Genomic DNA, 12,146 nt, shown 5'->3' on the forward strand with positions numbered 1-12,146 from the left:
GATTGCAGATGGCGCGTGAACCACAGTTCGAGCTGATTGACCTTCTGGAGCGGGAACCAAATCGTTTCGATCCGGTCACCGCGCTTCGGGTTGCCCAGTATTCAGGTGAAGAAACACAGATACAATCGCATGTCGGTGTCTCACTCGGCGTGTTTCCCGTTGATAACGTTACGCGTGAGCAGGACACTGTGAGGCTGCGCACGACACTTGCTGCCATCTCAGGCCCCACAGGTACGCTGCCACCGGCCTATAACGAGATCGCAATCAAAGAACGGCGCAATCGGTCACATGCCTTTTCTGCCTTTATCGACCTGTTCAATGCAAGGCTCGCCACACTCTTCGCCGATGCGAGCGAAAAGTACAGATTTGCCCGATTACTGCGCTGGCGCGGATCGGGGAAAAACGCGTTCATCACGGCCATTCTTTCACTCGCCGGTTTCGGTACGGCCCGCCTGGTTGAGGAGTCCCGGGTCGATCAGGATGTCCTGCTGCGTTATAGTGGCTTCTTTGCATCCAGAGTTCGCAACGGTGCAAATCTTCAGGCGCTGCTTGCCGACTTCAGCGGACTGCCAATACGCATCGAACAATTTCGCCAGCGCTGGCTTGCTGTTTCAACGCAGGAACAGACCAGGCCAGGCAAGGCCAACTGTCGTCTGGGTGTCGATAGCATGGCCGGGTCCGCGATACTTGACCGCAGTAGCAGCTTCCGTGTCGTCATAGGTCCGGTAGGCTACGACGATTACCTTTCCCTTCGTCCCGACAGCAGACGTATCAGGGACCTTTACGCAGTAACGCGCCTTTACGCCGGAGACGCGCTGACGTTCGATTTCCAGGTTATACTCAGGAAGGAAGACATACCCTGTTCCCAGCTGGGAAATGGAACGGTACGTTTAGGCTGGAACAGCTGGGCCCGGATTGCGCCGGCTGATCGTGATAGCGCGGATGCCATAATCATTCCTGGACCCGCTTTGCTGGAGGATGATCGGTGATGCGGCTGAGACTGAAACAGAGCGCTGGTCATTTGCAAACGCCTGTATCAAAGGGCGACTGGCATCTGGAGCGCGGTCGACGGACCCTTGGCCGCTCCAGTGAATGCGACTGGCAAATCCATGACAACACCCGTTCCATTTCAAAACGGCATTGCACGATCGAACGACGTATGGACGGCTTTGTCCTGCATGATGAAAGCGCGAACGGAACAAACGTCGACGGCAGGACAGTTGTTGCCGGAGAAAGTGCCGGGCTGCATGACGGATCGAGAATTGTCATGGGACAGTTTGCATTCGACGTTCTTGTGTCCGGCCCGGCCCTTGATGGCGTTGGCGATCCGGATGAGCGCCTGAGGCTTAGCGACGAACCTTTGACCATATCGTCGATACTGGCCAACGTTACACCAACAGGTGTCGGAGGACATGGAATACTGGCCAGCGACCGGCAACCAGCCGACCTCCCCCAGAGCACTACCCCCCGGACACAGGTCACGATCGGCTGGGAGGGTCCGCCTCCTTCTGAAGGCCTGCGACCGGTATTGCCGGATGACTGGGATCAGGATTCCGGTTTGAGCTCAACGCTTGAGCATCAGGCCGCAACACGGACGCATTCGCCACGATTGCAAGTGGAACGACCTATTGTCGAGAAGCCGGACGAGATTGTCCCCTTCGCGACATTGAACGAAACACCGCAAATTGGTGCTGCCGACCTTGCGCGGATAGAGGCCGCAATATATCGGCTCGAACAAATGACAACTGCAAACGAAGCGCTTTTTGGTCTAGCCCCGGTCGACCTGCCTGACGAGGGTTCCGGAATATCTGACGAAGCGCTCATCGTGCGACGGCTGCAAGAAATGGAACACCGTCAGGCATCATTGATGCATGCCGCCGAGCGACTGTTCGAAAGAGCAGCGGAGCTGTTTGACCCTGCGCGCCTGGAAACCCGTACTGATGCTCGATCACGCCATTTACCGGGTCTTGCAGCCTTGACGTACTGGAGAGCTTATCACAATCAGTTTTCCGACAAGGGGCAGCGTTTAAGCGTACGCGATCTGCTCTTGCATGGTGGCACGTCAGTCGAAGACAACGAAAAGACACAAACACGCAACGAAGAGACGGACAAACCTCATGAAATTTGAAAACAGAGTTGCGTGGAGCGAAGGAATGTTCCTTCGTGTTCAACATTTCCAGCAGGCTGATCGATGGACAGAACGCCTCATTCGCATGACCGGCGAAATGTTAAACGCGTATCCCTGGGGGGTGGCTGAAATCAATGTCGATCGGAGCGCGCTGGCAATCGGACAGTTTGCCCTGTCGAGTCTGCGGGGTATCCTGCCTGATGGAACCGTTTTCGAAGCTCCGGTAGACACGGATTTGCCAGCACCTCTGAAACTCGACGAAAAGATCCATAATGCGGTGGTCTATCTCGCGCTACCAGTGCGGCAACCCGGAAAAGCGGAAGTCACTGTCAATGGAGGCGAGGCCGCGAAAGCCAGGCTGGTGGCTTCGCACTATGAAGCTCCTGATGCCAACATCGATACAGATTTTGTCGCTCCAATCGACGTTGGGCGACTTAACTTCCGACTGCTCAAAAGCGGAGACGATCTCGCCGGCTATAGTCTGATCGGCCTTGGCAGAATCATTGAGGTTCGCTCTGACAAGTCAGTAGTCCTTGATGCCGACTATATTGCCCCCTCCCTTAATTGTGCGGCCGAACCGCGCCTGAAAGAGCTTTTAACAGAGCTTTTGGGAATTGTGGGGCACCGGGCCGAAGCTATTGCAACGCGTATTGGTGATCCAACCGTCCGCGGTACAGCCGAAATCGGCGATTATTTCCTGCTTCATATACTGAACCGCGCGGAGCCTCTGCTTGCGCATATCGCGGCGAATGCAACACGCATCCATCCGATGGTGCTTTACGAACACTGTATTCAGCTGGCGGGTGAACTTTCAACCTTCACAACCGAACGCAAGCGGGCGACCGACTTTCCTCCCTACCGTCACGACGACCTCAAAACAACCTTTGCGGCCGTCTTTGACGATTTGCGAACCTCTCTTTCCGTCGTGCTGGAACAGTCAGCGGTGGCAATCGAACTTGCTGAACGGCGTCACGGTGTCAGGGTTGGAACGATCAATGATCGGACTCTCCTGAAAGGAGCAGGCTTTGTTCTTGCGGTGCGCGCGGAAATGCCTGCGGAGGAGCTACGCAGAAAGCTTCCTGCACAAATCAAAGTCGGACCGGTTGAACGCATTGCCGAACTGGTAAACGTCGCTCTTCCAGGCATACCCGTACGACCGCTTCCGGTGTTGCCACGACAGCTTCCCTATCGATCTGGTACGGTTTATTTCGAACTCGACACCAGAAACCCTCTCTGGCACCAGTTGGATTCATCAGGCGCAATTGCACTGCATCTGGCCGGTGAATTTCCCAGTATTGAAATGGAACTGTGGGCACTTCGCGAATGACCAAGGACAATTCTAAACCCTGGCAGGATCTGCCCACAATCGTTGAAATCAACGACGAGGGACGCAAGAACGAACAGATGGCCAAGAAGATGGCTGGTGTGCTCGAAGACATCATCGTGCCATCAGCGTCCAAATCCCGGGAGGCTGGAAGCGGATGGTCCGTCGACCAGCTGGTGCGCTCATTTCGCATGGGAAGCGATGAAGTACCGGTGCTGGTGGCATCTGCGGCCCCGCTCATCAATCTGGCGCATGCCCTCCGTCAGTCGGAAGAGCAACCCGACCTGGGGGAATTGCGCAAGGTCACGATCGATGCAGTGACGCGTTATGAACGCGACCTGGCGTCTGCCCGCATCAGTCCCGAACGTGCGCGTGCCGCCCACTACGTCGTTTGCGCGACGATTGATGACGTGGTTTTAAGCAAGCCATGGGGCGTTCGTGCAGGATGGGCGCAATCGGGTCTGGTTTCCACCTTCCACATGGATGTGACCGGCGGTGATCGTGTTTTCGAATTGCTGGATTATTTCCACCAGAGCCCAGGCACCCACAAGGACCTGCTGCTGCTGATCTATCTGTGCCTTTCGCTGGCATTTGAAGGCCGCACACGCGTTTCGGCGCGAGGTCCACTCGAACTCAGTCGAGTAAGGGACAGTCTATACAAAACCCTTCTGGGACAATATGGCGTTTTCGAGCGTGAATTGTCCCCGCATTGGCGCGGCGTGACAGCACGGCACAAGCCTTTGCGCACCTCGGCGCTCCTGTGGACCGTCCTTTCCCTGCTTGCTCTGATACTCGGCCTCGGGTACCTGTTTTTTACCCTCTCGCTCAACAGCGCATCCGATCGAACTTTTGAGCGGCTGGCGGGTCTGCCGCCACGTGAGCCCGCCTCCGTTGCGCTTCCCTCCCGGACGCCTGATCCTGCGCCTCAGCCACCGGTAGTGCAAGATGCGCAACCGGATGTTCCGGTGGCGAGGCAACCGAGCCGTCTTGATAATCTCCTCGCATTCTTGCAGCCCGAGGTTGAGAAAAATCTTGTCAGTCTGGCTGACTCCAACGGCCGACTTCTTGTGCGGATAAACAATTCCGGACTCTTCGCCACCGCCAGCGCCGAAGTCAGCCCTCAGTTCCAGGACTTGCTCCAACGTATCGGGGGCGCTCTGGCAGCGGAAAAATTCCGGGCCGTTGTAATTGGTTATACGGACAACATCCCCATTCGCAACGTTCAGTTCCCGTCAAACTGGCACCTTTCTGCAGCGCGCGCCAAAGCAGTGGCTGATATCCTGTCCGCATATACCGGACCCGGGGCTATCCTGTCTGAGGGACGGGCCGACAGCAATCCGCTGGCTGACAACGCGACAGAGCCGGGTCGTGAGAAAAACCGTCGAACCGAGATTCTGGTTTTGACCGATCCGGATGAAAAGCTGGACGCGGTCGGCATAACACCCGCACAAGAGGCGCCCGCTCCACAAGCCGGATCGGCTACCCCAGGAGATCGTCCGTGAATCCTCTAAATCTGTTCTACACTATCAGATCCTATGTGGATTCGTATGCCGGTTTCCTCGGACGACGTTTTCTGTCCGTTATCTGGCTTGTCGCGATTTGCGTGATTATCTGGTTTTACGGTTATCTGGTCGGATACGGCACGTTCAAACCACTGGAAAGCGCGACGAACCGACTAATCGTGATCGGCATTGTTATCGTGGTTTGGGCGATCTTTATGATCGTCTCCCTCTTGCGGGCACGAAAGCGTGACAGGGAACTTGTTGATGACCTGGAGAGCGACGTTGAAGCTGGAAAGTCGGCGGAAGTCGGCGAAATCCGCACGCGTCTGAAGGAAGCAATCACACTTCTGCGAAAGGTCACACGCAAGCGGTTCGGTTACATTTATGAATTGCCTTGGTATGTGATCTTCGGCGCACCCGGTTCCGGAAAAACAACAGCGTTGTCGAATTCCGGTCTGAAGTTCCCTCTAGGTGAAGCTTCCGGGTCGAGTGCAGTTTCGGGGATTGGCGGAACGAGAAACTGCAACTGGTGGTTTGCCGAAGAAGCAATCCTGGTTGACACTGCCGGACGCTACACCACCCAGGACGATGGTACCGGCGCAGCGAAAGCTGGATGGGAAGGTTTCCTGAACCTGCTCAGGAAACATCGTCGTTCTCAGCCCATCAACGGCGCGATCGTCACCCTTTCGGTTGCTGACCTGATGCAGCGGGATCCGGACAACATGCAGGAAGAACTGCGGGCGGTCCGGCAACGTCTAAGCGAACTCGACACACTTTTGAATGCGCGGGTGCCTGTCTACGTCCTGCTGACAAAGGCGGATCTTCTCACTGGTTTCATTGATTTTTTTGACGGATTTTCCCGATCCGACCGGGACCAGGTCTGGGGCACTACATTTTCTCTTGAAGAGAGCCAGAACCCCGGTGGCACTCTTCCGGACCGCTTCCTGGAAGAGTTTTCGCTTCTACAGGCACGTGTGGATGCAATGTTGCTGGAACGTTTGCAGCAAGAGCCTGATATCGAGACACGCGGCAGAATATTCCGGTTTCCGGCCGAGTTAGCTGCATTGCGTGACCGCCTTCATCTGGCCGTCTCTGAACTTGCATCGGGTTCGAAACTGATGGAGCCTGCCTTCATCCGCGGCATTTATCTTGCGTCGGGTACACAGCCTAACGCGCAGGTTTCACGAGAGCGCAGAAGCTATTTCCTCCCACGATTGTTCCGCGATGTAATTTTCGAGGAGGCATCGCTTGTTGCGCACGACAAACGCCTCTCCAGGCGTCAGCGACTGATCCGGCGTGGAGCGGTCGCTTTGGCGGGGTTCGTAATCGCAGTTGTGCTTGCCGGCTGGATTGCTGCTTATTCTCAAAACAAACGTGCGATCAACGAGGCAGAATCCCAAATCGACAGCTATGAAAGACTGAGCAGGGGAATTCCCGTGCAGAATGTCGATGACACGGATTTTGTCAGGATTTTGCCAGCTCTGGACAGTTTGAGAAGAGTTACAGCCGGCTTTGATCAGGAGCGCCCGCTTATCGCAAGTTTTGGGCTCAGTCAGGCATCGAAACTCGAAGGACGGCAACAAATCGCCTATCGCAATGCACTCAACGGTCTGCTTCTGCCACGACTACTGGTGCGCATACAACGTACGCTTGACCAGAATGACGACGTTAACAAAACATTTGATGCACTCAAATTCTATGGGATGCTTGCGGGTCTGGGCGATGTAGATCGCGATTTCATTGCCGTACAGGCACAGGACATGTTCGCTGCGCTTTATCCCGGCGATACCCGGGCAGATGCGCGCCGGTCACTGGTACAGCATGTCGACAGCCTCGTTTCAGGCGTAATTGATCCGATCAGGATCGATGATGTGCGTATTGCGGATGCCCGCGAGAAAATCCGGGAGGAAAGCGTCTCGGCACGTGCATTTAACCTCCTCCTCAACAGGCGGGACGGTCGCTCACTACCTGCCTGGACTCCAGGCGATGCACTGGGACCAATCGGCGAAAAGGCGTTCGAGCGCAAGTCCGGGAAGCCCTGGCGGGAGGGAATTGCCGGCATCTACACCCGCGAGGGTTATAGCAAGGTGGTAGTCCCATATCTCGACGACGCGGTTAGGGAAGCGCTGAACGAAGGCTGGGTAAGAGGAGAACCAACGGCAGACGACAATCAATCTATCGAGACAATCTCGAGTGCTGTACTGCAGCAATATTATGATTCATTTCAGAAAAACTGGCAGAGTGTTCTTTCCGATATCAGGATACGCAAACCCGAAAGTCTGAGTGACGCCTCGGAGATCGTTCGTATTCTTGCCAGCAATCCGAGCCCATTGGAAAACCTGGCACAATCGATCACTTCAGCGACCCAGTTGCGTTCAATAGAAGGCGACGCGGTCGATATAGACCGGATTCCTGCACCTGCGATTACGGGACTGCCCGACGTCCCGGACATCTATGAGGGGTTACGCAATGCACTGAAGCCTTCGGAGCCGGGCAACGAACCAACCGGAGACAATGACGCCAAGGCCCGTTCCAGGATCGCGTCACTCACCCCACCACTGCAGGCGCTTTTCGGGCAGCTTTCACGCGCTGCCACTTCAAATGCGGAAGTTGCCCGGGTTTTCGACGTTGATAGTCAATTGAACCAGGCGAACCAGGCTGTCGTCGAGGAAGCCAGACAGCTGCCACTTCCTCTCGACGCGTGGATTGCCGGGTTAACGGCAGACATCAGCGCACTTGTTATCGATACCGCGCGCACAAGTATTCGCGACCAATGGTCAGCAAATAATCGCCATCTGTGTTCAAGCATTGTCGATGGTCGCTACCCGTTCGAACGCGGTTCAACGAGAGACGTCTCGATGAGCGATTTTATCAGGTTGTTTGGCCCTTCAGGTGTCATGCAGACCTTCTTCAAGGAGCGAATGGAGCCCTTCGTGGACACAGGTGCCTCGCCCTGGCGGTGGCGCGGAACATTTGGCGCCGACGGTTCGCAAAGTCAGGCAATTGCCCAGTTTGAGAATGCGGACAAAATACGCCGCGCCTTTTTTCCAGCTGGTTCCGAAAAGCCAGCCATCGGTATCAATATTAGACCGGTCGCGCTCAGTTCATCCGCCAATGCTGTCATGCTGGAACTTGAAGGGGAGCGAGTTGTTTATTTCCATGGACCTGTACAGGCGAAGTCAATCACCTGGCCCTCGCAACAAAGTGTCAACCTTTCACGGGTAGCTTTCCAACCTGGCGGCTGGCAACAAGCACTGACTGTCAATGGCGACTGGTCACCTTTCCGTCTGTTCGATCAGGCCGAACTGTCCCAAACCGACGGCGACAGTTTTCGAGCCAAGTTCAACAACGGGCAATATGACGCCGAGTTCGATGTGCAGTTCGGTTCAGTCCTCAACCCCTTTCGAATGAAAGCACTGGAGGACTTTGTCTGTCCAGAGCAATTTTGATGGAGGAACACGTGTATGGTGCCTGCGGAACACCCCGGATATCGTATCGTGGAGAACGATACACGGGTTCGATGAAGGATCAGGGTCGTGGATGATCAGCGACACAACCGGAACGCAGGTCCGCTTCATCCGGGCTTTTTCGGAAAGGTTCCAACCCATGGAGATTTTGTCTCGGTGGGCTTGCCAGGAGCACTGCGTTCGACAGTTGACCAGTGGATCGACAACGGGCTGAACCTGATTAAGGATAGTGAGGACTGGGAGCATCGATTCCATAAAATGCCCAGTTGGCGGTTCGTCATTCAGGCACCTATCTGGGACGATGCGACAATCGCCGGTGTCCTTATGCCGAGCCGCGACAGGGTCGGACGCAGCTTCCCGCTCGTTATTGCCGCACAGATTACCGATTTCGTCGGGAACCCGCAATCGCTATGCTTCGACCGCTCATGGTTCATGGCCGCCGAAGCGCTAGGCGAAACAACCCGTTTCAAGGATTTCGATCTCGAGCGTTTTCGGAATAGCCTCCAGCGGCTTCGTCTGCCACACCAGCGCGAAGACAAGTCGGCATCGGGTAGCGATACCCCAAGGTCCATCTGGTGGAATATTGACAATGACAGCGGCATCGCCGGTGGCTTCATGACAATTGGAAAACTCGAAGCTGAGACGTTTGAAAAACTGCTGCCCTCAACCATGATCACGTCCACTCCTCGCGAATTGTACGTGCCGACGCCAACTCCCGTTCCAGCCAGTCAGCCAAAAATCCAGCTCAGCCGCTCTTATGCCACTCATGCAGGGACCCGCCTCCACAACAATTCAGACTCTCTCCTTCTTTCAAGCCATCCTGACCTGTTCGCGGTTACGGACGGCTTCGGCAACGAACAGTTTTCGAGGCACGCAGCCCGTCTTGCTACCAACACGCTCGCCGAAACACAGCCATGCGAAACACATGGCGACTTCATACGCGAGATCAAGGGTAAGCTCGGGAAAGCCAGCAGCCTTCTTCTATCCTCCATCAGTGCAGCCGAACGCGAACCAACCGGGGCAAGCGTGGCAGTACTTGCCTTCTTTCGCGAGACTGTCACAATACTTTGGGCAGGCGACGCACGATGCTATCTGATCAGGGATGGAATGATGCGTTGCCTAACCACGGATCATATCGAGATAGGTCTTAAACGTCACTTGTCCCGGTTTATTGGCGCTAACCAGCAATTCGTTCCGGATACGACTTCTATGCCAGTGGAACCAGGTGATCGATATGTATTGTGCACATCCGGCCTGTGGGAATCTCTTGGGGAGCGTTCAATTGCCGATGTTTTATTGAACGAGGAATTGGACAGCGCGGCGGATCGGCTTATTCAGGAGGCGCTGATAAGCAATGCGAAGAAAAATATCAGCGTCATCGTTGTCGACGCTGGCTGCATCAATGAATGACGAAGATTTTGAAAGGGTTTCGGCCTGCTACCGTGACCTTATTGAAGCACTTGGCAACGATGGTGTAAGACCCCGTCCACCTGCCCAGACCCGCATTTTGACTGATCTCGTTCGGCGTGCCCTGGATTTGGCAAGTGAGAAATTCGCATATGCGCCGTCAGAGCTGTTATGCAACAGTTTTTGGCAAGACCGTACACTTTACCAGAGCCCGGCAATAAATGTGGTTCGGGTACTGCAGCGTGATCTGGAACAATCGTATGTAATGAAGACGCTGGCGTCGGATTGTGGCGACAGTCCGCAGGCACGCATTCGGCTGCTAAGAGAGGCAGAGATCCATACGCAAATAGTTCACCCGTCAGTTATACGGCTGCACACTGTCTTGCGACTTGAGGACGGGCGTCCGGCACTTCTCCTTGAAGAAGCGCGGGAATCTCTTTTGCAATTCGTGAGCCGGGAACGATTAACCGTCGTGAACCTCATCAATATCATATTGCAGCTTCTCGAAGGTCTCGAGGCAGTTCATCGGGCCGGGTTCGTGCATGCTGATGTCTGTCCCGCCAATATCCTGATAGCAGTCAATACAGACCTGACGGTGAAGGTCGCAGATTTCAGCATCAGTATCCCAAAAGGAACGACGCATGAGGCACTGGGTTATGATCGAGCCTTCAATTACGATTATTCCGCCCCCGAACAACAACGCGGATCGACGATTGGCCCAAGTGCGGATCTTTATTCCTGTGGGCGTGTCATAGAACGACTTGCGGACGAAGTAGAACTGTCTCGAACACAAAAGCCCCGACTTGCGGCCCTCATAGAACAATGGACCCATGACACCCCTGAAAAACGTCCGGCATCATGCGTCAGAGGTGCTGAGATGTTGCACCAATTGCTGCTGGACTTCTAACCCGGGCCAAACCGGTCAATTACCTGCCGCGGCTCCGGGTTGCGGCGCTGCCGCAGTTGGAGCACTCTTCTGGAAAACGGTCAGGAGCTTGGCTGCATTAACCAAAGGTGCGTTTGTTCCAAACAACATATCTCCGTCGCGCATATAGAATTGCTGCATCAGGACAAAGTTGGAGACTTCACGCAGATTAATCCGATAGATAATCGGGCTACCAATCGCTCCTGGATTCTTTGCTCGCGCGACCGGATCAGCAACTGCATTCGAGCGGAACAAATACAGATTGCGGGCATCTGCGCGGTCATCAAGAAGCCCTCCTGCACGCGCCACAGCCTGAGCAAGTGTTAGCTTACCTGGCTCAAAATCAAATTCACCAGCGCTCTTGAACGAGCCGAGGGCGGTGAAGCTAGATCCGTTGCCACCAACCAGAATCTGATCACCAGGCTGCAGGAAGATGTTCTGACTATTATCGTTCATCAGCCGATCAATTGAAGTAGATGCACGGTGACCATTGCGAACAACCGTCACTTCTCCATTTTTCCCTGACGCCCCACCTGCTTGCGCGAGTACATCCAGAACGCGTTCGCGTCCTGATGACAATGCAAACTGGCCGGGTGTACGTACTGAACCGTTGACCGTTACAACACTTGAAGGCTTCTCAACGACTGTAACAACAGCCTGAGGATTGACCGTTGAGCCGCGCAATCCCTCAACTACCTGCTTCTGCAGTCCTTCCGGGGTAGAGCTGGATACCTTCTTCTTGCCGACAAAAGGTAATGTTACCGCTCCGCTACGATCAACCGTGAAGCGTCCCAGATTAAGCGTCTTGCTGTTAGCCGAAGCGAAAAGACCATCTTCACCTGTGTCAAATACAGTCACTTCTATTACGTCACCAGGGCGCAAGAGCGCACTTGCACGCCCCTGACGCAAATCCCTCAACCCTCCGCCCGTCACGTTGCCACTTGACGTCAGAGCATTGTAATCGACCGCAGACGCATTTTTTAGCTCAACGATCGGAATACGATTGTTGGAATGCGGAAAGGACGCACTGGTAATATTTGTTGCATTGGGACCATCGGCCGGCATGGCACAGGCGCTTAGTATGGACACCGATCCCAAAAGCAGCAATTTACGCATCGAATAACCTCATCAAGAAATCGCTTATACTGGCTTATACAGGCTGAGTAACTGTGAACAACCAAGCAATGAACTTTTTGCGAGGACAATCAAACGATAGTTTAATGATGTGTTAATCATGCAACCATCGGTCCTGAATGCGCATCCCGATCACAGCTCAAGAATCGAAACGACACTGAAGGCAACGAGCCTGAAACAACATGATAACTGCCAGTCCTCGCGCCTGATCGACGAGATGGTCAGCACAACCGCAGCGCGACGGAAGCAGACAATGCCC

Annotated in this window: 8 protein-coding genes; 7 read left to right on the forward strand and 1 reads right to left on the reverse strand. The window is 54.7% G+C overall.

Translation table 11 applies throughout. The annotated features are described in order from the left end of the window. The first annotated feature begins 8 nt into the window (after window positions 1-8). The 7 genes from tssG to AAE521_RS13740 all read left to right on the forward strand — a co-directional run bounded on the left by tssG (window position 9) and on the right by AAE521_RS13740 (window position 10,735). Window positions 9-989 carry a type VI secretion system baseplate subunit TssG gene (gene tssG / locus AAE521_RS13710; protein ID WP_342061588.1) on the forward strand — a complete coding sequence of 327 codons (981 nt, stop codon included), beginning with the start codon at window positions 9-11 and terminating at the stop codon, window positions 987-989. After that, on the forward strand, window positions 989-2,128 hold the full coding sequence (locus AAE521_RS13715; RefSeq protein WP_071633322.1) for an FHA domain-containing protein: 1,140 nt from the start codon (window positions 989-991) through the stop codon (window positions 2,126-2,128). Before tssG ends, AAE521_RS13715 begins: the two co-directional genes overlap by 1 nt. Further along, window positions 2,118-3,455, forward strand: coding sequence for a type VI secretion system baseplate subunit TssK (gene tssK / locus AAE521_RS13720; RefSeq protein ID WP_071633323.1), 1,338 nt, complete (start codon window positions 2,118-2,120; stop codon window positions 3,453-3,455). Before AAE521_RS13715 ends, tssK begins: the two co-directional genes overlap by 11 nt. Further along, a complete protein-coding gene (gene tssL / locus AAE521_RS13725) occupies window positions 3,452-4,954 on the forward strand; it encodes a type VI secretion system protein TssL, long form (protein ID WP_342061589.1) in 1,503 nt (500 codons plus the stop codon). Before tssK ends, tssL begins: the two co-directional genes overlap by 4 nt. Continuing rightward, entirely contained in the window at window positions 4,951-8,403 is a 3,453-nt protein-coding gene (tssM, locus tag AAE521_RS13730) for a type VI secretion system membrane subunit TssM (RefSeq protein ID WP_071633325.1), read from the forward strand. The genes tssL and tssM overlap by 4 nt, the downstream gene beginning before the upstream one ends. A gap of 87 nt (window positions 8,404-8,490) precedes the next feature. Continuing rightward, a complete protein-coding gene (gene tagF / locus AAE521_RS13735; RefSeq protein WP_342061590.1) occupies window positions 8,491-9,831 on the forward strand; it encodes a type VI secretion system-associated protein TagF in 1,341 nt (446 codons plus the stop codon). Then, a complete protein-coding gene (locus tag AAE521_RS13740) occupies window positions 9,824-10,735 on the forward strand; it encodes a protein kinase domain-containing protein (RefSeq protein ID WP_071633327.1) in 912 nt (303 codons plus the stop codon). Before tagF ends, AAE521_RS13740 begins: the two co-directional genes overlap by 8 nt. Window positions 10,736-10,750: 15 nt before the next feature. Here AAE521_RS13740 and AAE521_RS13745 read toward each other — a convergent pair whose 3' ends face one another. Beyond that, complete coding sequence (locus AAE521_RS13745; protein WP_342061591.1) at window positions 10,751-11,869, reverse strand: polysaccharide biosynthesis/export family protein; 1,119 nt, start codon at window positions 11,867-11,869, stop codon at window positions 10,751-10,753. Between the last annotated feature and the right edge of the window lie 277 nt (window positions 11,870-12,146).

Source organism: Brucella cytisi (assembly GCF_038433355.1).
Classification (GTDB): Bacteria; Pseudomonadota; Alphaproteobacteria; order Rhizobiales; family Rhizobiaceae; genus Brucella; species Brucella cytisi.